Here is a 20,290-nt window from a genome sequence, read left to right as displayed (position 1 = left end):
TGTCCAAGGCCAATTCTGTCTGTCAACAGAGCTCGGCTCACGTCACGGTACTCCTCAGTTGACAGACAACGGAAGAGTCGTATAGGTTTGAAATCAGTTGATAGTAGTCGTATTCGGGCTCTGCAACTGAAGTAAGTATTGCGGTGAATTTCTGCATCAGGGTGACTATCGAAAGGGACCTCGCCCCTTCCGGTCTCAGTCTCTAAGCGGTCTCCTATGGTCTGCGTTTCGACGCTATCGATCTCTCTCAGATTATTCGGTTCGTTGCTATGTGATTGTTTGTGGTGGCCCTGGGACTCGTCGTTGGATTCTGTTGAATGCACACAATAGGCAAGGAATGAATTAATGGAGTCTCCCAAGCTACCCCGCGGGCTCATTGCCCCCGCATTGACACCATTCGCAGCGTCTGGCGAGATCGACTACGGCGCATATCGCGACCAGATCTCATATCTTTTGGAGCAGGGTATTCACGGAGTCAGCCCGGGCGGTAGCACCGGTGAAGGTGCCACGCTTGAAGACGACGAACTCGGCCGTTTGGTTGAGGATGCGCGCGAGATCGCTGGCGATAGGTCTGTGGTAGCCGGCGTTATCCGCAGTTCCACCCAAGCCGCCGTCCGGGCAGCATTGGTGGCCCGTGATTCGGGTGCGAACGCTCTCATGGTAACGCCCACCTTTTATAACGTGCTCGTTCCAGATGACGACGGTAATGAAGCGTTCTACCGTGCGATTTCCGACGCGGTCGAACTGCCGATCATTGTTTACAATGTCGTGCCACAAAATGAGATCAGCCCACGACTTTTCGCGCGTCTGCACGACATCGAGCACGTTGTGGGAGTGAAGCAGAGCGTCGGTGGGGTCATGGCGATGTATGACATGCGTCTGACCACCCCCGGAGCAATGGTCTACGCTGCGACCGATGAGATGCTGTTCACGTGCTTCGAGCTCGGCGCGGACGGAGCGATCTCGGCCGTGCTTTCGCTCTTCCCCGCCGAATGTCGGCGCCTCTGGGATGCCGCGCAGGAGGGCCGTCATAGTGACGGCTGCATCCTGCAGGACACCATGTTCCCAATTTGGAAGGTCGTCCGCGGCCCTCAGTTCCCCGCTCGTGTGAAAACTGCGCTCGCAATCCTGGGACGGGATCTTGGACAGAACCGCAGTCCTGCTTCTCCCGTGCCAGCTGCGGTTCGCGAAGCCTTAGAGACAGCACTCGCACCGTTAGTCGGAGGAGATCGCTAATTGTTGTTTATAACACGGTTGCGGGTGGGATGGCGTATTCCAATGCATGTGGTCGCCTCGGGCATCGAGGTTTGCGGTGACTTTTGTTTGTCCAGAGGGGGGCCACTCGTGGTGACGGACAAATGTGCGATGCACCACGGTGGAAGCGTATCGCGGCATTGGGCGATCAACTCAGCGGTGGCTGCGGTTCCGGGTAGGAGCAGGTCGTGCGTTTAGCGCGTCTTGGGCCATTGGGCAAAGAGATGCCCGTCGTCCTCGAGGGCGGCCGGATCCTCGACCTTTCCGCCGTGACCGCCGAAATCGACGGCGACTTTTTCGCATCCGACGGTATTCGACGTGCCAGGCAGGCTCTCGCATCTGGAAGTCTTCCGGTGCTGTCCAATGCCGTGTCATTGCGGGTGGGTGCACCGGTGGGCCGGCCGTCTGCCGTCTATTGCATCGGGATGAACTACGCGGCCCACGCCGCCGAAAGCGGAAACGAGCCGCCGGAGCACATGGTCATGTTCATGAAACCCCCAAATGCGGTGGTTGGTCCGGACGATGACGTACAGATTCCTGTCGGCAGCACGAAAACCGACTGGGAAGTGGAGCTAGCCGTCGTCATCGGCCGACGTACCACACGGCTCGCCGCCACTGCTGATGCCTGCGCACACATCGCCGGGTTCGCCATCGGTAACGACCTGTCCGAGCGGGACTGGCAGATCGCAGTCTCCGGGGGGCAGTGGTCAAAGGGGAAGTCAGCTCCTGGCTTTCTCCCGTTGGGGCCTTGGCTGGCGACCCCCGACGAAGTGGACGTGAGCGATGTGCGCCTACGGTCATGGGTCAATGGCCATGTCCGTCAGGACTCGCGCACAAGCGACCTGCTCTTCCCCGTTGACCACATTGTGTGGGAGCTGAGCCAGTACTTGACGCTTGAACCGGGAGATGTGATCCTCACAGGTACCCCGCAAGGTGTTGCGCTGTCGGGCCGGTTCCCGTACCTCGCCGCCGGTGACGTCGTCGACATGGAGATCGACGGGCTCGGACATCAGCGGCAGACGTGCATCGTGACGCCTGATGTTATATAGAGGCGAGGCCCGGACAGCGGCGCCTGAACCGTGGGACGAGGACGTCTACTTCTCGCCACACCGCCGACGGGAAGTGCAAGGAGAGAGAGGTTGGCATGGAGCGAGCAAGTGATCCGCTGTTCTCGGTAGAGGGTCGCATCGTGGTTGTCACCGGTGCCTTCGGGCAAATTGGCACGGAGTTCGCGAAGGCGTTGCACGAGAGAGGTGCGCGCGTCGTCGTCACCTCGCGACAAGGGAGGCCCGATGCAGCAGAACGGCTGGGAGTGGCGACCGACTACGATCGCCTCTTAGCGGTGCAGATAGACATCACGGACCAACGGAGCGTAGAACGGGGGTTTGAGCGTGTGGTCGAAGCATGGGGTGTACCAACGGTTGTTGTGAACAATGCGGGCATCGACACTCAGCCAAGTGCGCCGCCGGCAGTATCAGGGCCATTCGAACAGTTCCCGGCCGAGGTTTTTCGTGAGGTTATCGAGACCAATCTCGTAGGCACCTTCCTTGTCACGCAGACCGCGGGACGTTTGATGCGCGGGGCTGGACTCGCGGGATCGATCATCAACATCGGTTCGATTTACGGCATGGTCTCGCCGGTGCAGGATATCTACGCTTACAGGGCCATTGACACCGGAATCCCATTTGTGAAGCCCGTCGCGTACTCGGCTGCGAAATCCGGGCTGTACAACTTGACGCGCTACTGCGCGACCTACTGGGGTCGTGAGGGGATCCGGGTGAATACCTTGACGCCGGCGGGCGTATGGCGTGAAACGCAGGACGCGAAATTTCACGCGAACTACGAGTCGAGAATACCGATCGGGCGGATGGCCCAAGCGGACGAGTACAACGGAGCGCTTATTTTCCTCGCATCGGACGCGTCGCGCTACATGACTGGATCGAACCTCGTTGTAGACGGCGGATGGACGGCATGGTGACTGACGTCATAGGTGAGCGGCTCATCGTCGCGGTCCCCACTCCTATGCGAGAGGACGAGTCGATCGACCTCGACAACATGGCGACGCTGGTCGACACCGACATCCGCCGCGGGGTCGAGGGGATCTACGTTGGGGGCTCCACCGGGGAGGGCATGTTGCTGTCGACACAAGAGCGGAGCGCTGTCAGCCGCGATGCAGTCCAGGCCGCAGCGGGTCGGGTTCCGGTCATTGAACATGTCGGTGCCATGACAACGCGAGAATCGATCACACTTGCGCGTGCCGCGCAGGAGTCGGGGGTAACGGCGATCTCAATGATTCCACCGCTCTATTACCGCTACTCCACATCTGATGTGGTCGCTCACTACCGGGCTGTCATCGATGCTGTGGATATCCCGTTCATCGTCTATAACATTCCTCAATTCACTGGTCGCGACGTCGTCGATGGCGGGTATGACGAATTGTTCGAGCTTCCTCAGGTCATTGGAATTAAACACACTTCACAGAACCTCTTCGGCGCCGAACGGCTGGTCGCCAGGTACCCGGAGGTGAAGCTCATCAATGGATTTGACGAGCTCTACCTGCCTGCACTGACGATGGGCGCAACAGCCGCGATCGGTACGACGATTGGCCTGCAGATCGAGCTTTTCCGGTCGCTCCGGACACGAGCCCATGCTGGTGACCTGGTGGGCGCACGCGTCGTACAGGCGCGGATCAACGCGACAATTGATGCCATGGTCCGGGAGGGTGTGTTTGCTGCAGTAAAGTACCTTGTTGGAAAGTATGGTGTGCGCTGCGGAGCGCCCCGCCGACCTATTCCGCCGCTCTCTGTCGAAGGTCGTAGGCGACTTGACACGGTATGGGTGAACCTGCAGCAGAACGTTGCGGCGACTGCTCAAGAAGACGGCGCGCGTGTCTGAATGAGTAGTGCACAGCGTGCCGGGGGCGTGTCAAATGGCTTGTGGCGCCACGAAGCGCTATTTGTTCGAATGGACCGTGCAAGATTTTCGTCCCCCTGGCGTCGTAGTGGTGGGGTGAAGTTGGCTGCAGCCTGACCTGGGAACGCCGGGGAGGATGGGAGCAGCCGTGACCGGCGAGTAGCGCTCGGTGGTAGCGCGAGTCCACGTAGTTGGTGTGTTACCTCGTGACTTCGTGGACACTGGATCTCGTCACTTTGTGGACTCTGGGTGTCATGGCTTCGTGTGTCCTGTCTCACAGCATCGGAGACACCCGTAGCGGTGGCAGTTGGGTGGGATGACGAATTCTCTTTCACCCCAGACTCGTGCCGCGATCATGAAATACGACCCGACCCAGCCTGACGGGCTGTCGGTTATCGGGTTTTGCCGTTCGTTGAAGATCTCTCGCAGCGTGTTCTACAAGATCCGCGCCCGGGCCGTCCACGAGTCGACGGCTGGGATTGCGGCCCCGTTCGATCTACTATGAGGCGGCGTTGGACGACGAATTCCCGGGCGGAAGCGTCCCGTCGGTGGCGACGATCGCTCGCCTGCTGGCAGCCGTGGGCAGGTGGACGCGTCGCCGAAGAAGCGGCCGAAGTAGTCGTACATTCCGTTCGTGCGCGCGACGGTGATGTCGCTGCGGCAACTGGACGCGTTCGAGTATGAACTGACTTCCGGGCAGTTGTGACGGTGTACCAGCTGCTCGACGACGCCAGCCGGTACGACGTAGGCACCGACGCGTTCGCGCGTCACGAGAACAGTGCCGACGCGAAGGAGGTGCTCGGTCGGGCGATCGCCGCGCACGGGGCACCGAAGGCGCTGCTGTCGGACAACTCGCTCGCGTTCAATCAGCTGCGTTACGGCAGGATCGGGTCAGTGGAGATCTTCTTGGCCTCCAAAGGAGGCATGCCGATCAGCGTGCTGCCGGGCAAGCCAACCATGCAGGGCAAGAACGAACGCTCCCACCAGACGGTGACCCGCTGCCCCGACGCGGCTCGACCAGCCACCCTGGAGCAGCTGCGTGCCCGGATCGGGCGGTTCCGTGAGCACTAACCGCCGACCGCATCAAGCCCTCGAACAGGCGACACCGCGGGCGGCATGGGACCTGCTCGAACACACGCCGGCGAGCGAGCCGATCCCTCTGTCGGTGCTGGAAGCGAAAGCCTCACAGTACCGGCGGGCCCGCGCCAAGCGCAAGTCAGATCTGGGCCGTGCGGCGCTGACGATCTCCAAGACCGGTCAAGTCCTCCCCGACGACAGCGCCCAGCAGCACGCAGCGGATCAATCCCTCGTGGAGGTCACCAAAGCGAACCGGCAGGTCTACTATCAGGGCTACCACCTGTCCCTGCCGGCCACATACGGCGGCCGCCATTTCTACCGCACGATCACCGACGACGCGTTCTTGCTGACCGACCCGCCACCGGTGAGATCGTGTTCTCGTTCCCACTGCCGATGATCGCGCTGAGCGTCCGAGGCCGATACGTCGCCTCATACTCCATCCAAGGCGTCGATGTGGCGCACCCCACGAAGCCATGGGAATGTAAGAACTCGGAGTATCAGAAACAGTACGCCCAGCGCCAGGCAGACCTCCCCGCAGTGCTCGGAGACCGAGAGGTGGTAGCTGTGCACGAAGCCATGACACCCAGCATCCACGAAGTGACGAGATCCAGTGTCCACCAAATCACGAGGTCACACACCAACCGTCCAGACTTGCGCTACCACCAAGCGTTACTCGCCACGCGACAAAGTCAGGGCGGCCCAGTACCGCCGGATGGCCGGGTCTGGTGAACGAGATGAGAAGGTATGCGCAAGGAACCGGTGTTTTACGGTTCTTGACATTTGACCAGTTCGAATCCGGTGGATGTGGGCTGGGTGTCGATACGCACGTGGTGCTTTGGCCACGTGCCGTGCGGCTGGTGTTGTCGGGGAACTACTGGGATGGCTTATAACTCACATCAATTCGCATGCGCCTTTCGATCATTATCCCCGGCCAAGTCAGATGGGCGAGTCTCCTCCAGCTCGTCTAGCCTCGCGGCAACTGCACCCCAGAGATCACTTGCAGACTCTGGCGAGTACCATCCGCTATGAGGAGACAGGAAGAGTCCAGGGACTTCCATCAGGCTAGAAGGACTTACGGGGGGTTCAGGCTCCCATGCGTCGAAAAACGCACCAGCCAGTAATCCTGCTTCCAATTGACGCTGTAGAGCGACGAGATCGACGAGACTCGCCCGTGACACGTTGACCAGGAGAGCATCCTGACGCAGGCTTGCGAGTCGGTTCTGATCGAGCACCACCCCGCCATCGTGCGCACCGGGAGCAGCGATAACGAGCACGTCCACCTTGGGAAGCATGTCATCGAGAGACGTTGCTGTAACCCCAGGTATGGGTGTCATTTCACGGTCAGAGGATGGACGTTGGGCGGCGGACACGAGCATACCCAACGCCAAAAGCTTCCTGCAAATAGCGCGACCGATTCTCCCTGTGCCGAGTACGCCAATCCTTGCTGAGCTAAACCGGCGCACTCCGACTCCCTGCGGATTGTCCCAGGCGCCGTCCGGATTTGATATTGCTCTTGGCAGCGAACGGAGAAGTGCGCAGGTCTGCGCGACTGCGTGGTCTGATACTTCCTCCGTGCAGTAGTCGGGCACATTGGTAATTTGGACTTGTCGGCTCATTAACAGCGCCTTGTCGAGATGGTCGATACCCGTACTCGCGGTAATGACTTCACACAAGCTCGGCATACGCGTTAGGTCAGAGGCACTGACTCCAATGCCCGCCGTGATGACGACCTGCACATTCGTCAGATCGATTTCTCGACTCAGGGCGTCAATCCGATGCTCGAGCCGCACGCGTTGCTGGATTTGCTCGAGGGGGACGAACGGATCAATGATGACTACATGCATCAACTGGACAGTATCAGCCTAAGCCTGGATCCACCGGTAGGGCTTTGGGGATAGCGCGGCGTTAAACAGAGAATGCCTGTCTAATCAGGGAAAACTATTCCCACCACGGTCCAATTCATCTCGGGAAGAGAGGCATCTCGTAGATGGTGCGACACGAGGTCGCATGTGTCAAGTGGCTCGTCAGTTGGGGGTCGGCGGTGACGTTGATGACGTAGCTTGGGGCAGTGTTCAAGCCCTGTCCCCACCTTCGCTTGCGTTGCTGGTAACGGCGGGTGCGAAGCTGAAGGGAGAAGCCCAAGGGCCCTTGTTGCATCCAGGGGTCGCAGGCGAGAGGAAGGCCGGACGGGTGAATGTGAGTGAACCGTTGTTGACGCCTCGTCAAGGTGAGCCTCGGAAGATGGGATGTGTGACCGGGGTGAGAGCTGGCTGTTCTGAAGCAGCAGGCGGCGACCGAAGGGGTTTAGTTGGTCGTGTGAACACCGCCGCCCCGGGGTAGAGACGGCACCCATCCCGGCCGGGTCTTGCGCATACGGAACGTGGTAACCCCGTCAGTGTCCGGGCTTTTGGCCCGATAGGCCGACCGTGAGGGACGCTGAATTCCTTTGGCGGGAACAGGATGGTCCAAGAAGCTAATACCGGTGGTCGAAAGGGGACAGAAAACCGGACCCGTGGTTTCGCTTCCTTCGGCGAAGGGTTCGCATAACTGGCCGGATACGGGCATTGTCCCGAACTCGACAGGGTGCTGAAGTGGACCAGGTGAGTCTTTGGAGTGAGAATGCTGGCATCACCGGCACTTGTGGGCAAGTTAGACACCGTCACGGTGAACGGACCGCAGGGCGATGATCTGATTGGGACGTGATCGATTGGCGTGCCGTCGAGGAGAACGTATGGCGGTTGCGGCGAAGGATCTTCAAGGCGTCGCAGGACGGGACTTGAAAAAGGTCCGCAATCTGCAGACGTTGATGCTGCGCAGCCGATCGAACACGTTCCATAGTGTTCGCCGGGTTGCGGAGCGCAACGCTGCTCGCAAGACCGCGGGCATTGACGGGGAGGTTGCAATGGCCTCTCCGGCCAAGGCGTCGTTGGCGGTGGATATCCACCGGCAGACGACACCGTGGCAGGCTCTGCCGGTCAGGCGTGTTTGTATTTCGAAAGCGAAAGGGAAGTAGCGGCCGCTGGGGATCCCGGTGCTGAGAGACCGAGTGCAGCAAGGCCGTGTCTCGAATGCGCTGGAACCCGAGCGGGAGGCACGGTTCGAACCGCGCTCATACGGGTTCCGGCCCGGGCGCGGCTGTCAAGACGCGATCCAAGCGATCTACTTGGCTCTGTGAGGCCGACTGTCGAAACGGCAGTGGGTTCTTGACGCCGATTTGTCAGGAGCATTCGACCACATCGACGATGAGCGTCTGCTGGCTCACCTGGACGAGTTTCCCGCGCGGGAACTAATCGTGGGCTGGTTGGAAGCGGGCGTGATCGAGCGTGGCCGGTTCTGCCAAACTGAGGAGGGCACTCCTCAGGGCGGGGTGATCAGCCCGATGCTGCTGAACATCGCATTACACGGAATGGAAGAAGCTGCCGGAGTCCGTTACCTGCGTTGCGATCCTCACGGAGCGCACATGGCGGCGGGATCCCCAGTGCTGGTTCGATACGCCGTCGACTTCGTCGTCATGTGTCACACCCGGCAACGGGCCGAGCAGATCTGGGATCAGTTGGGTGAGTGGTTGGCCCCGCGAGGGCTCGCGTTCAATCAGGACAAGACCCATATTGTCCAGGTTGACGAGGGCTTCGATTTTCTCGGGTTCAACATCCGTCGTTATGCCGGCAAGCTGCCCATCAAGCCTTCTCCCGCGGCAGTGAAGCGAATCCGGCAACGGCTAGCCGCTGAGGTGGTCTCCTGCGGGGAACCAACGCTGAAGCGGTCATTCGGCGGCTCGATCCGATCATTCGGGGCTGGGCCGCCTATTACCGGGGCGTGGTATCGAAAGAAGTGTTCACAGCTCTCATCCACCATTCGATTGCACGCTCGAAGTCACGCCGAACCGTGGTCGGCTTCCATGTCAGAACTGGATCAGTCGTCGCCGCTTTCGCGGTTGTCGTCAACCTCGAATTCACGGAGGGCATCGAGCAAGCCAGTGCGGGCAAGGCAGAGTTCTTCATCGCAACCCGCCGACTCAACGCTGCAGAGGAAGCGATCATGGGGACGGGTCAGCAACAGGCGGCCGGGGCGACCGCGAAACTACGAATGGTGCAAGGCTGCGATCCAAACACGGCCACAATATTTATGCCAGGAGCAAGCGATCGTTGAACCGGTGTTCGGACAGACACACAAGGCAAGGCAAACACGTGCTCCTGCGCGGGCTTGATCATGCCAAACACGAGTGGGACCTGATCGCCGGCTGCCAAAACCTACTCAAACTTTTCAACGCCACAACCGCACGGTCAATGAACGGACTGGGAACCTAGCCCGCCTGGATCGGGCCGCCCCACCAGGGCCAGTCAAGCTGCCGCCGTCGCTCCACGGTCTCTGCAACACCAGAAGACCCCACCGACCACACACGGCACGCCTGCCCGCCACGACAGCCAGCGGCCGGAAACCGCCGCCGACTCCCAACCCAAACCACTACTGACCCGCGCACCTAGGCAATTAGAGCACACGGCTAATAATCGTCGTATTGCCGGCCTAAGGCCCGCTTCGCTCCGGATTGCCTGCAAAGACGAGACGCCGCACAAGGCTGGTCAAATCTGGCCGCAATTTGGCCACACTTGGCCGCAATTTAGCTAGATCGAAGCTAGCTCTCGGTGATCCGAGATGCCCTAGTCTACTGGGATGGCGGCGGATTTGCGCGATGCTCGACGGGGCCGAATTGGAGTTCGAGTCCCTCCAGGGGCACCTCGTCGGACGGCGGAGGTGCGCAATCAGCTCAGGTTGTGGCCGTCGGAGCGTCCTGCAACGCGGAGCACCGCCGATGAGCTCTCGAGTTCGGACCACGACCCGTTGACGCCGATCTCAGCGATGCCGGAGGTACGCATAATCACTGCCTCGCCAGCGAGAAGTGAGGCTAGCGCTTCCATGCCGGGATTGTGGCCGACTAGGAGGGCGCTGTGGACGTTGTTCGGTATGTCGCGCACAACGTCGAGGAGCTGGTCCGTGGACGCCGCATAGACTCGGTCGTCGAATCGCGTCTGGGGCGCAGCAACCAACTGGGCAGACGCGAGCTCCCATGTCTCTCGGGCGCGCCGGGCGGGCGACACGACGGCCAGGTCGATCCGGCTTGCGTGGCCCGTGAACCATTGGCCGGCGAGTTGAGCCTGGACCCGGCCTCGTTCGGCTAGCGGTCGGTCCACATCGGGGCCCGACTCCGACCAGTCCGACTTGGCGTGACGCAGCAGGATGAGAGTGCGCTCGATCTTGACCACGCTCCTAGTTTCGCAGAATTTCGTTGCTGAGGAGACTCGCGGGGCGTATTCTGCGGCGCTATGAACCGCATCCCCAATCTCCCGAACGCGCCCCAGCGACCCGACCCTTCGGAGCTGGCCGAGTTCACCAAGAAGCTCCGTGACATCGGTGCCGGCTCCGGTCTGTACCCGAGCACGATCGTCTCGATCGATGCTGGACATCTCTTCTACAGTCTCGGCACTGGCGCGAACCTGGCGCTGTCGTCCGGCGTCGCCACCGGTGACAGCGCCTTCGCCCCGAATCTCAATCCCGCATTCTTCTACTCCTGGGACGTCCATCCCGAGCAGCCGCCCGATTGGTTCCGGGTCTCGGTCCGTTTCACTCCGTCGGATTTCGGCATCAGCGAGGCTCGGTCGTTCGACGTCGAATGGGTTGTTGTGCCGTTCTTCCTCGAGCTCGGCGCCGAGCTCATCGCTGAGGCTTCGACGAGTTCCGGGACCATCGCTGAAAGTTGGACGCTGGGGGAATTCGCCGTGCGGACGCTACGCATCACGGCAGGACCGGTCGAACCGAACGAGACAATACACGTCGACCTCGTCAGAAACAGCAGAAACGGCAGCTGGATCTGGCTCCGCACGCACATCGCCTACCCACGCCCGATCACGGAACCGTGACGGGCAGGGCTCTGACTCCTTAGCTCGTGTCATTCGTGTTTGGCAGGAGCGGTGCCCTGAGGGAGGATCGTGAGGAACTGCCGCGGGCGGCCGCTGCCTGCCCTTGATCGTCCTCCCAGAAGTGGCGCTCAGTGAGAATATCCGGTGGCGCTCAACGAGTCGATCCGGTGGCGCCCATCTGCAGTAATAACCGGCGCTCAACGGTGCAAATACTCACTCGATGACTTTCTTTCGGTTCCGGGCCAGCGTGCGCCCGGCGCGACCGAGTGACACGGCCGCCCTTCCGAACGCGCGCACTGACACAGCATCGAAAGGGACCGGCTCGAAGTGCGCTTCAACCTGCTACAGATGCGCTTGCCGGGCACCACGCTCCCGATCGGTTCCTGCAATATGCGGCCCCACCGAAAGCTCGGCCAACGTCACCGCACTGGTCAAAGCCTCATCCGGCAGAGTCGAGGCATCGCTAATTCAGCCGAGCAGAATCACGGTGGAGGTGTCAGCAGCCCTTACTGGCGGGCGCAGCTCACAGATTGGGATCCAGGGCCGAGTTAGCGTCCGCCTCGAATTGGTAGGTATCCAAGACAGGAAGTGAAGCACGTCGTGCAATGAGATCGGCTGCTCGCCGCTCCGCAGATCGCGCGTCTCCGTGAACTCATGGAGCGCTGGCGAGATCAGCCCATAGTGCCGACGTTCGGCGTGCCATTGGCAAGGTCGTAGCGCAGCATTACCACGCCCCGCGGTGAACTCTTGGCCGGTTCGCTAAGCCTGAGGTTCGCAGGAACCACGCCGTCTGCGAACACCTTCTTTCCACCGCCGAGGAGGATCGGATGCATCCACAGCGTGAGCTGGTCGAAAAGCCGCTCGGCGAAGAGAGTCTGCACGAAGTTCAGACTCCCGATGACGTGGACATTGTCATGCTTCTCGCGCAGTTCGCGGACACCGGAAGCAACATCCGGTCCAAGTTGGGTGGAACCTGCCCACTCGAGGCTCTGCGCCTGGTGCGAGACCATGTATTTCGGGATACGGTTGAACAGCTGCGCGATGGGCCCGTTTGCATGCGGCCAGTACGAAGCGAAGATGTCGTATGTTCGGCGGCCGAGCAGCAGGGCGTCCATGCCCTCCATTCCAGAGCTGATCTGCTCACCGACAATGTCGTCGATGAGCGGCGCCTGCCAGCCGCCAAACGCGAAACCGTCGTCGGTGTCTTCATCCGGCCCGCCAGGAGCCTGCGCCACGCCGTCAACGGTGGTGAAAAGGTCGATCTTGATGAGTCCCATGGGATACCCGCCTTTGTCGCCCGTCGTCGTCCCGGCGACGAGATCGTTACCAGGGTGCCACCGTGGCTCGTGCCAGGCAACTGGCAGCGAACTGCGACGGCAGAATTGTGACGGCCGGCGCCTGGCCGACGACTGGGACAGGCGGACCGACAAAGCCGACCGAATCGCGGTCGAAGAGGGTGTTTTCAAGCAGGATTGAAGGTGCATCGCTCCGTTTGCGATGGATCTCTTCGAGCAGGAGTTCCACGGCCACCTCTCTGAGCCGGTAGACCGGCCGGTCGGCGCCGGAAAGTGGGGGCTGGAAGGCGCGTACCATGGCGCATTGTCGAAGCTGGTGATCGAGAGTGTGGAGCCTATGGCGACGTGTAATTGGTTCGGCCCGTCACTGACGAAGATGTGGCTGAATCTCTCTGGTGACGATGGTACGACGATGAGACCGCCCGCGCGCTCTTCACAGCAGCCTGCCGCCCACCCCAAACCAACACAATCTGACCATCAGCCGCACGGCACAACCAGGACTTTGAACACCACCAGCAGAAAGGCTGGACAATTCGCCGTGCCGACTACAGACAACTCAGACCAAACCCCGGCGACCTCGCTCACCGAAGCAGAGCGGTGGATCGCGCCCTGTTTGGTCCAGAGGGTGGAGATCGGCAGTGCCCAGAGCCGGTCGCCGAACGGGAGCGGCCGTTCCCTGGTGTGAAGGACGATACCCGCGACAAACCGCTCTCCTAACCGTGCACGGAGGTACTGCAGCCCCTTGAAGTCGCCAGCTCGGGGGCCTGCTGATGATTTGACTTCGATGCCGACGACGAATCCTTCAACGAGGCCGCCGATGAGGGGGGGACGGCACGGCCGTTTCGAGTCCGTCAACGTCGACTCCCGAAAGGTGTGCCGCGAGGCCCGTGTCAGTGAGGGCACCTTTCGGGCTTGACACTGCGCGGTTGGCGATGTTGTTGACCAGCCGGGAATGACCCGAATAAGGAACACACTGCGCAGCGCTTGAAGATATGCCGGAATGGATCGTTCTGGAACATCGATCTCGCGACCGACGCGCGCGGCGACAAATTCGCCAGCGTTCCGCGCCGCGATGACATTGAGCAGCGTCGCCAGTCGATCTGGGTATTGGATGCCGATGATGTCGGTCGAGTCTGTAGCCAGAAGACGCTTGGCGTAGCTCGATAGCCGGCGATCCCTCGCGCGGCCTGTTCTGCTGCGTGCTTCTGGGAACGCCGGCGTTGTTGCAATCTCGAGATAGTCGCGGCGGGTAATGCCAGGGTCGTCGGACGGCACACTGCCAGAAGGCAGCGACCATGCGAAGGAAGCGAAGTCAGCGCTGCGACCTGCGAGCTCGTCTTGACTGAAACCTTCAAGGGGAATAGTCTCTGCGCGGCCAGCCAACGACTCCTGAGCTCCACGAAGCGAAAGAAGATCGGCAGAGCCCGTGACGATAAAGCGCCTGGCGCGACGGTCACGATCGACTGACGCCTCAATGACGTCAGTAGCTCCGGCACGCGCTGGATCTCGTCGATAGCGAGAAGTCCTCGCGGGTATTGCGCAGCGAAGCCATCAGGGTCGGCTTCGGCCGCGCTCCGATCTCCCAGATCGTCAAGGTTGACGACCCGCGCACCACCAGTGCGAACGAGCTGTTGCATGAGTGTGCTCTTGCCTACCTGGCGGGCACCACTGATCACCGTGATCGGCGTATCAGCCAGAGTCTCCTGAGCCAGCTCGGTGACGTTGCGGGGGAGAAGCCCAGTATCCATGTGTTGTGTTTACGCCGTGATTGCGGATTCCACCGAGTTGTTCTGCGGATTTCACCAGGCTGTTCTGCGGATTTCACCGAGACATTCTGCGGATTCCACCGGATGCTTCTGCGGGTCTCACCGGATTAGCGTCGATGCCGTTCGGTGAGGGCTGGGTGGTGGTGCCAGTCTGGTGCCGGCCACCGGAGTGCACGCACCCAGTTGCTGCAAGTCATCCATGTGCCTTTCGGATATTCGAAAGTCAACGGCTCGATCAGAGTGAAGCGACTTGTGGCCCGGAACATCCGTGGAGAGATCAACCTGAGTCCCTCTCTCGCGTCATTCGTGTTCCGGCAGGAGCGGAGTCGACCATCCTGGATCGCGACCGAGTTGAGCGGCACGAGCGACGGATGTTGCTCCGAAGCGATCGCGAACTGCGTCAAGCACGGTGTCGAGGCGTGCACCGTCGTCCCAGTCGATCGGCAGTTCGGGCTGGAAACTGTCAGTTCGACCCAAATGCGAGAGTGCAACGCCGATGAGAGTTATGCCGCGCTCCTCGATCTCCGGTCGGGCGGTGGCAAGGAGGCCTCTGGCGATGGTGAGCAGCACGGACGTGCGGTCTGACGGGAAGCCGAGGGTACGCGACCGCGTGGCCTTGGCGAAGTCGCCGAAGCGCAGCCGCAGCACGATCGTTCGGCAGGTGCGGTCGCCGTCGCGGAGCCGGCGAGCGAGCCGATCGACGAGCTGGGTGAGGATGACGTCGAGTTCCTCGCCCGTGCGCGGGCGGCTGCCGAGCGCGCGCTGAGAGCCGATGGATCCTCGTCGCCGCGTTGCGTCGACCGGACGAGGATCCCGCAGCCGGGCCAGCGCGTGTACGTGCGCCCCGGTCGCCCTGCCGAGCAGTCTTTCGGCCGTGGCCTCTTCGAGGTCGGCGAGCTGACCGACGTTGCGGATGCCCAGTCGGTGCAGCTTCTCCGCGGTAACGGCGCCGACCCCCCACAGCCGTTCTACCGGGAGTGGGAGCAGGAATTCCTGTTCCCGGTCCGGTTCAACCAGAAGAAGCCCATTCGGTTTGCTCACGGCGCTGGCGACTTTGGCGAGGAACTTGGTCCGGGCGATCCCGACCGAGATGGCGAGGCCGACCTCCGCGCGAACCCGTTCCCGCAATCGCATCGCGATCTGCTCCGGCGTGCCCGCAATACGCCGGAGCCCGCCGACTTCCAGGAACGCCTCATCGATCGAGAGTCCCTCCACGAGCGGGGTCGTATCGCGGAAGATCGCGAACACGTCGCGGCTTGCCGTGGAATATGCGTCCATACGCGGCGGGACGACCACGGCATCCGGACACAGGTCGTACGCCTGCCGACCGCCCATCGCGGTGCGCACGCCCCGCGCCTTCGCCTCATAGCTCGCGGCCAGCACCACGCCACCCCCGACGATGACAGGCCGGCCACGCAGCGAAGGTGCGTCGCGCTGCTCAACCGAGGCGTAGAACGCGTCGAGATCCGCGTGCAATACGGTCGCCTCGCCCCGCATCCGCCCTCCGATCCATCGCCCGTCGAGAGAATGGTCGCATGCACCGCAGACATCGGACTCGGGCGCTCGCCTATCGGATGTTGTCCTGTGGCGAGCTGGTGCCGATGGCGGTCTGAATCGTGCAAATAGTCGATCCGAGGAGGCCCGACGTGAGAAGTCCGGGACCGAGTGGGCCGGCGGAGTCCTCCCCCAGGGGCGGCAATTGCTGAAGCGCCGACCTCACATGAGCGTTCATGTGGTCGAGTTGCCACGCGATCTCGTCTGAGACAGCTGTGGGCCGGCCCGGAGCGGCCAGTCCCGCCGCTTTCGCGGCGTAAGCGGCTGCGCCGAGAGCGTGCGCGCCCATGTGAGCGACACCAGAGGCCTGCGCTGCGGCTCGCGCAGCCGCCACTGCGGCGGGCGAGCTCACGGCGTGCGCGGCCCGCCCTGCAACGAAGCGCCGACGAATCTCACCGGCTGCATCGAGTTCACCCTGAGCAAATGCGCGAGCGCGAGCGATTGCATCACGTGGGCGACCGTCGGTCGGAGCCTCTGTTTCGAACAGAACCAGCACGCGCTCAGCGCAGTCCGCCGCCCAGCTTGCGACGACGCGCCGATCGGCTTCGCTCAACGACTGGGGCGACTGCATCCGAGCATTTTCGCACACCGTCGCGTATTCGGTCGCGGCGGCGCTGAAACAGCCGCGCCGGATGTGATCGCGATGAACGCGGGCGTGCCTGACTCGCGCATTTTGTCGGGATGCCTAGCGGCGCATCCAGCCGAATCCTGGGCTGGAAATAGCCCAGGACTGGGGGAGTCGTGTCCATGGCGCGCCTCATAAGCTCAACGTATGTCAGGAAGACGAGCGACGGGTGCAGACCTCGCAAAGCTTTGGCTTGCTGCCCTATCTACCCTCATCTTCGTTCTTCGCTCTTCGCCGTCGCTGATGGCCAGACGACGTTGTGCTCCCGAGGACGTGAGGGCACGGTGAACTCAGATCCAGTCGCCGAATCCAAGGAGATGGCTCTCCGGTATGCAGGGCGCTGCCGCATTTGTGGAGCGGAGCTCGCCGCTGGAACGCGAGCAGTCTACTTCCGAGATTCCAAAAGCATCGCCTGCATTTCCTGTTCGCTGGCCCAGAAGACCTCAAGAGCTGCGTCGGCGCCAGGGGGAGCTCGGGCGCACGAGGCAGCGCTCGAAGACGTGCACACTGCAGGCTCAGATCGAAAATCCGAACCTGCCGTCTTGGAGGCAGGATCAGCGGGTGCGTCCGCTCGGCGCGAGTATGAGCGTCGCAAGAACAAGCGCGAGGAACGTGTTCGTGAGGCGCATCCGCATATCGGCGGGTTCCTCCTCGCCGTCACCGATGACCCGCAGAGCACGAAAGCGTGGGCGACCGGCGCTGCCGGCGAAGTGGCCCTCGGCCGTCGACTCGATGGACTCGTCGACGAATCAACGTTCGTGCTCCACGACCGCCGGATCCCTCCAACGAAAGCGAACATCGATCACATCGTTGTCTCCCCGTCGGGGGTTTTCGTGATCGACGCGAAGAAGTACAAGGGCCGTCCCAGTCTTCGAATCGAGGGTGGCATTCTTCGGCCCCGTATCGAGAAGCTCATGGTCGGATCCCGGGATCAAACGAGGCTTGTTGATGGCGTCACAGGGCAGGTTGGCAAGGTACGTACCGCTCTTCGAGCCGTGAATCTGGGCGAGGTTCCGGTCGTCGGGATGCTCTGTTTCGTGGAAGCAGACTGGCCCTTGATCGGCGGCGACTTTGCGATTTCGAACATTCGTGTTCTCTGGCCGAAGAAGGCAGTCAGCAACATTGCGAAACCTGGGCCACTCCACTCGGAGGTCACACGTCGGACGCACCGCGCGCTCGCCAAGGCTTTTCCGGTCGCGTAGTTCGTCGTTCAGACGGGCTGCGTGGTCAATCAGATGTGCCCATAAGTATGAACAAGAATTCGCTATATCGGCGTTAATGCGTGGCCGGTTTGCTCAGGTACCTGCGGCGGCAGCCGCATCTGCTGCCGGCGGCTCATTCAAAGGGCGCAAAGTGCTGGATACGCTGCTCACAACCGATCGCGAATTCAAGCACGCGGCCCCGACACGTGCCGCTGCGACTCTGGCGCTCGTGTTAGTCGTTCTGACAAATCGAGCCGGTGTGATACCTGCCGGCGGACAAAATCTCTGGGTCTGGGCGCTCGTAGCCTTGAGGTCTGGCCAGCGGGTGCCTGCTGCAAGGATTGTAAGGTGAGTTACGACGGCGACGAGAGCATCAGCGACTATCAGGCGCGGCGCGTACGGCTGACTGCGAACGTGCGCTTCGAGACGCTGGTGGCGGCGTTCGAGCAGGCGGTGCCCGCTCTGCCCGACGCGGATGCCGTGGCTCGGCTCGCTGAGGATGGCAGCTGGTCAGGATTCGTGCGCGGTCTGCAGTGGGAATCACCAAGTGGGTTCGTGTGTGTCTGGTCGTCGAGACCGGACGAACTGATGCGCTCGGCCGGAAGTTCGGTGTCGAGCATCGTGTGGCTGATCGTCAATCACGGCCTGGCCGCGCGCCTGTTCCGGCTCGAGCCGGGTGCGATGCTGTACTCGCCGATTCGCGTGGAAGCCCACGCAGCCTCCGAAGCGATGGCCGGAGCGGATGCCGTAGTTGAGGCCGTAGCTGAAACGGTCGTGACCTTCGATGTGCCGAGCGCGCAGCTGCGGGTCTTCGGCATCAACAAGATCACCCAGGCCGGCACGGAGCTTGATCGCGCCCTCGGTGACCTGATCGAAAGCATCGGGTTGCCTCGGCCGACCGCTCTCCGGCGATAGGCAGGGCGGCTACGATCAACGAGCGCATCGAAGACTGCACGTTCTAGACTGCACTCTGCAGACAGCAGGAGCGCAGAGCGAAGCTCAAGCTGACGGTCATCGCCCGCGGCGCTGGCCGCGATGTCGTCGTGACCGCGGATACTACGACGACGGTTGGCGAAATGGCTATCCGCCTGGCCGACGGGCTTGAGACAGATCATGGGACGACACCAACATTGCGTGTCGAGTATCCCGGCCGCGCTCGTGCTGCGCCCGCTACGGGAGGGCCGCGCATCACGCTGGAAGAAGCACAGCCGCTCGCAGAAATACTTGTCACGGCATTCGCCGCCAACACTCCGTGACCGCCGAGAGCCACGTCTGTCACTGGCTGCGCCTACGATGGCCAGCATGGCCGAGCCAGTGCAGCAGTGGTGGGCGCGCCGACAGTTCACTCACGATCGTGAGGTGCCGTATCCGGTCGGCACGTACCGGGCTGTCTGGGCGCCGTTCCCCGTTCTGATCCGCCAGTATCACCCAGATCTCAACCACGGCATCACGCTCACCCAGATTCCGCCGGCCGCAGAGGTCCTTCTGCGATGGCAGTGCGATGCCGGCCACATCTTCGTGGCAACGCCCGCCGAACAACGCAATCGCCCAGGCAAGGAACGCCGACGCTCGAGCTGGTGTCCAGAATGCCGCCGCCTTGCTACAGGCCGGCCCACGCCATCCGCTGCGAGACGCTCGCCAGCGCAGTCGCGGCCGCTGTGCGGCAAGACGCCGGATCTGCCCGTTGCCACAGCATTCGTCAGCGTGTGCGCGCCCAAACCTGCTTCAGCCATCGAGGGCGAGTTGCGCACCTGGCTGCGTGACCGGCTGGCGGTGACCCACGGCATGAACGCGATCCGGCTCGGGCGGCCGTTCTTCGACCATCTCGAGGTATGGCCCGACGTGCTCTTACCCGAGTTGCGGATCGCCATCGAGTACGACAGCACAGGCCGGCACGGTCTCGAGCACGTCGGCCGCCGGCAGAAGGTCGACGAGCGCAAAGACCGCGTCATCCGGGCAACGGGGTGGGAGGTGATCAGAATCCGCACCGGAAAACTCCCGGCGCTCGGCCCGTACGATGTCATTGCCGCCGGCCTCAGCCGGCCCACGTATGCGTTGCTTCTTGATCAGTTACGCGCGATCCGTGGCCCACTATTCGTCGATGCTTACCTGATGTGATTATGAGCAAAGTGCGATCGCTTCGCTGACCCATCGCGCGTAAAGCGCCCACGGATCATCGACCCCGGCGCGGAGCTGATCGACGTGTGCCGCCAACGCCGGCGAGATTTCGAACCATTCCCCGCCGATCCGCGACGACGCAAATTGCTCATGCCTAGCGCGCTCCCGAGACCGACCGCCGCGCTCAAGCGCCATGACCTCGTCATGCCACAGCGTGCGCATCCGCTGCCTCAGGTTGCCGGTCGTGCCGATCTTCATCCGATCGTCGAACCGGATGTAGTAGACAACGTCTACTCGCGGACGTGCGAAATCCTCGTCAGGGACGGCACCGTGCACCCACTCGCAGACGGCGCATACCCATCCAGACGGATACCGCGCGCCGGTCCGAGACCCGCACGCCAGGCACGGCGACGGCAGCACGTCCTGCACGCCGAACTGTCGACTTGCCCACTCTGCGGCGAGCACGAGATGGTGCTCACACAGCATCACAGGGGCGCTCGCGTCGGCGGCTGCCGCGCATCCGAGGCTGCAACACTGATTCCAGCGAGCACTCTCCGCGTAGTGCATTAGC

18 protein-coding genes and 4 pseudogenes are annotated in these 20,290 nt (G+C 62.1%); 13 read left to right on the top strand and 9 right to left on the bottom strand.

The window, feature by feature from the left end; all coding sequences use genetic code 11:
- The first annotated feature begins 345 nt into the window (after positions 1-345).
- From QU604_RS17165 to QU604_RS17145, 5 genes and pseudogenes are all read left to right on the top strand, one after another.
- A complete protein-coding gene (locus QU604_RS17165) occupies positions 346-1,236 on the top strand; it encodes a dihydrodipicolinate synthase family protein (RefSeq protein WP_308465827.1) in 891 nt (296 codons plus the stop codon).
- A 206-nt stretch (positions 1,237-1,442) separates the two neighbouring features.
- Positions 1,443-2,303 (top strand): fumarylacetoacetate hydrolase family protein, encoded by an 861-nt coding sequence (locus tag QU604_RS17160; protein ID WP_308465826.1) that lies wholly within the window; start codon positions 1,443-1,445, stop codon positions 2,301-2,303.
- 95 nt (positions 2,304-2,398) lie between these two features.
- Positions 2,399-3,232: an SDR family oxidoreductase gene (locus QU604_RS17155; RefSeq protein ID WP_308465825.1), complete on the top strand. Its 834-nt coding sequence runs from the start codon at positions 2,399-2,401 to the stop codon at positions 3,230-3,232.
- Entirely contained in the window at positions 3,217-4,149 is a 933-nt protein-coding gene (locus QU604_RS17150; RefSeq protein ID WP_308465824.1) for a dihydrodipicolinate synthase family protein, read from the top strand. The genes QU604_RS17155 and QU604_RS17150 overlap by 16 nt, the downstream gene beginning before the upstream one ends.
- A 334-nt stretch (positions 4,150-4,483) precedes the next feature.
- Positions 4,484-5,796, top strand: a pseudogene (locus QU604_RS17145) (integrase core domain-containing protein); the annotation flags it as partial.
- A 344-nt stretch (positions 5,797-6,140) separates the two neighbouring features.
- On the opposite strand, the gene QU604_RS17140 reads toward QU604_RS17145, so the two are convergent.
- On the bottom strand, positions 6,141-7,088 hold the full coding sequence (locus QU604_RS17140; protein ID WP_308465823.1) for an NAD(P)-dependent oxidoreductase: 948 nt from the start codon (positions 7,086-7,088) through the stop codon (positions 6,141-6,143).
- Positions 7,089-7,943: 855 nt separating this feature from the next.
- On the opposite strand from QU604_RS17140, the pseudogene QU604_RS17135 reads away from it, so the two are divergent.
- The 3 genes and pseudogenes from QU604_RS17135 to QU604_RS17125 all read left to right on the top strand — a co-directional run bounded on the left by QU604_RS17135 (position 7,944) and on the right by QU604_RS17125 (position 9,393).
- A pseudogene (locus tag QU604_RS17135) lies at positions 7,944-8,257 on the top strand (reverse transcriptase N-terminal domain-containing protein).
- 201 nt (positions 8,258-8,458) lie between these two features.
- Positions 8,459-8,836, top strand: a pseudogene (locus tag QU604_RS22250) (reverse transcriptase domain-containing protein); the annotation flags it as partial.
- A 146-nt stretch (positions 8,837-8,982) separates the two neighbouring features.
- Positions 8,983-9,393 (top strand): group II intron maturase-specific domain-containing protein, encoded by a 411-nt coding sequence (locus tag QU604_RS17125; protein WP_308468958.1) that lies wholly within the window; start codon positions 8,983-8,985, stop codon positions 9,391-9,393.
- A 611-nt stretch (positions 9,394-10,004) separates the two neighbouring features.
- Here QU604_RS17125 and QU604_RS17120 read toward each other — a convergent pair.
- Complete coding sequence (locus QU604_RS17120) at positions 10,005-10,505, bottom strand: SixA phosphatase family protein (protein WP_308465820.1); 501 nt, start codon at positions 10,503-10,505, stop codon at positions 10,005-10,007.
- Positions 10,506-10,565: 60 nt separating this feature from the next.
- Here QU604_RS17120 and QU604_RS17115 point away from each other — a divergent pair, with 60 nt between their 5' ends.
- Positions 10,566-11,159 (top strand): hypothetical protein, encoded by a 594-nt coding sequence (locus QU604_RS17115; protein ID WP_308465819.1) that lies wholly within the window; start codon positions 10,566-10,568, stop codon positions 11,157-11,159.
- A 671-nt stretch (positions 11,160-11,830) separates the two neighbouring features.
- On the opposite strand, the gene QU604_RS17110 is transcribed toward QU604_RS17115, so the two are convergent.
- From QU604_RS17110 to QU604_RS17090, 6 genes and pseudogenes are all read right to left on the bottom strand, one after another.
- Positions 11,831-12,436, bottom strand: coding sequence for a dihydrofolate reductase family protein (locus QU604_RS17110; protein WP_308465818.1), 606 nt, complete (start codon positions 12,434-12,436; stop codon positions 11,831-11,833).
- A 46-nt stretch (positions 12,437-12,482) separates the two neighbouring features.
- Complete coding sequence (locus QU604_RS17105; RefSeq protein WP_308465817.1) at positions 12,483-12,752, bottom strand: hypothetical protein; 270 nt, start codon at positions 12,750-12,752, stop codon at positions 12,483-12,485.
- A 179-nt stretch (positions 12,753-12,931) separates the two neighbouring features.
- The gene (locus tag QU604_RS17100) at positions 12,932-13,729 is read right to left on the bottom strand and encodes a DUF8612 domain-containing protein (protein ID WP_308465816.1); all 798 of its coding nucleotides are present in this window, start codon (positions 13,727-13,729) and stop codon (positions 12,932-12,934) included.
- Between the two features lie 203 nt (positions 13,730-13,932).
- Positions 13,933-14,202 (bottom strand): annotated as a pseudogene (locus QU604_RS22245) (AAA family ATPase); the annotation flags it as partial.
- A 318-nt stretch (positions 14,203-14,520) separates the two neighbouring features.
- Positions 14,521-15,717 carry a DNA polymerase IV gene (gene dinB, locus QU604_RS17095; protein WP_308465815.1) on the bottom strand — a complete coding sequence of 399 codons (1,197 nt, stop codon included), beginning with the start codon at positions 15,715-15,717 and terminating at the stop codon, positions 14,521-14,523.
- 70 nt (positions 15,718-15,787) lie between these two features.
- Positions 15,788-16,345: a putative immunity protein gene (locus QU604_RS17090; RefSeq protein WP_308465814.1), complete on the bottom strand. Its 558-nt coding sequence runs from the start codon at positions 16,343-16,345 to the stop codon at positions 15,788-15,790.
- Between the two features lie 596 nt (positions 16,346-16,941).
- Between QU604_RS17090 and QU604_RS17085 the strand changes: the two genes are divergently transcribed.
- The 4 genes from QU604_RS17085 to QU604_RS17070 all read left to right on the top strand — a co-directional run bounded on the left by QU604_RS17085 (position 16,942) and on the right by QU604_RS17070 (position 19,719).
- On the top strand, positions 16,942-17,601 hold the full coding sequence (locus QU604_RS17085) for a nuclease-related domain-containing protein (RefSeq protein WP_308465813.1): 660 nt from the start codon (positions 16,942-16,944) through the stop codon (positions 17,599-17,601).
- A gap of 348 nt (positions 17,602-17,949) precedes the next feature.
- A complete protein-coding gene (locus tag QU604_RS17080; RefSeq protein WP_308465812.1) occupies positions 17,950-18,516 on the top strand; it encodes a hypothetical protein in 567 nt (188 codons plus the stop codon).
- A 128-nt stretch (positions 18,517-18,644) separates the two neighbouring features.
- Positions 18,645-18,857, top strand: coding sequence for a hypothetical protein (locus tag QU604_RS17075; RefSeq protein WP_308465811.1), 213 nt, complete (start codon positions 18,645-18,647; stop codon positions 18,855-18,857).
- Positions 18,858-18,903: 46 nt separating this feature from the next.
- On the top strand, positions 18,904-19,719 hold the full coding sequence (locus tag QU604_RS17070; protein WP_308465810.1) for a zinc-ribbon domain-containing protein: 816 nt from the start codon (positions 18,904-18,906) through the stop codon (positions 19,717-19,719).
- Here the strand turns inward: QU604_RS17070 and QU604_RS17065 are convergent, their stop codons facing one another.
- Positions 19,720-20,286: a GIY-YIG nuclease family protein gene (locus QU604_RS17065; RefSeq protein ID WP_308465809.1), complete on the bottom strand. Its 567-nt coding sequence runs from the start codon at positions 20,284-20,286 to the stop codon at positions 19,720-19,722.
- Positions 20,287-20,290 lie beyond the last annotated feature (4 nt).

The organism is Rathayibacter sp. SW19, from assembly GCF_030866825.1.
Taxonomy (GTDB): Bacteria; Actinomycetota; Actinomycetes; order Actinomycetales; family Microbacteriaceae; genus Rathayibacter_A; species Rathayibacter_A soli.
Note: the sequence above shows the minus strand (reverse complement) of the source record. Positions and strands in the feature narration are given on the sequence as shown.

Coding starts and splice junctions, on each gene's coding strand:
- QU604_RS17165 (WP_308465827.1), top strand. CDS start 346: ATGGAGTCTCCCAAGCTACCCCGCGGGCTCATTGCCCCCGCATTGACA.
- QU604_RS17155 (WP_308465825.1), top strand. CDS start 2,399: ATGGAGCGAGCAAGTGATCCGCTGTTCTCGGTAGAGGGTCGCATCGTG.
- QU604_RS17150 (WP_308465824.1), top strand. CDS start 3,217: ATGGACGGCATGGTGACTGACGTCATAGGTGAGCGGCTCATCGTCGCG.
- QU604_RS17140 (WP_308465823.1), bottom strand. CDS start 7,088: ATGCATGTAGTCATCATTGATCCGTTCGTCCCCCTCGAGCAAATCCAG.
- QU604_RS17115 (WP_308465819.1), top strand. CDS start 10,566: ATGAACCGCATCCCCAATCTCCCGAACGCGCCCCAGCGACCCGACCCT.
- QU604_RS17110 (WP_308465818.1), bottom strand. CDS start 12,436: ATGGGACTCATCAAGATCGACCTTTTCACCACCGTTGACGGCGTGGCG.
- QU604_RS17105 (WP_308465817.1), bottom strand. CDS start 12,752: ATGGTACGCGCCTTCCAGCCCCCACTTTCCGGCGCCGACCGGCCGGTC.
- dinB (WP_308465815.1), bottom strand. CDS start 15,717: ATGCGGGGCGAGGCGACCGTATTGCACGCGGATCTCGACGCGTTCTAC.
- QU604_RS17090 (WP_308465814.1), bottom strand. CDS start 16,345: ATGCAGTCGCCCCAGTCGTTGAGCGAAGCCGATCGGCGCGTCGTCGCA.
- QU604_RS17070 (WP_308465810.1), top strand. CDS start 18,904: ATGGCCGAGCCAGTGCAGCAGTGGTGGGCGCGCCGACAGTTCACTCAC.
- QU604_RS17065 (WP_308465809.1), bottom strand. CDS start 20,286: ATGCACTACGCGGAGAGTGCTCGCTGGAATCAGTGTTGCAGCCTCGGA.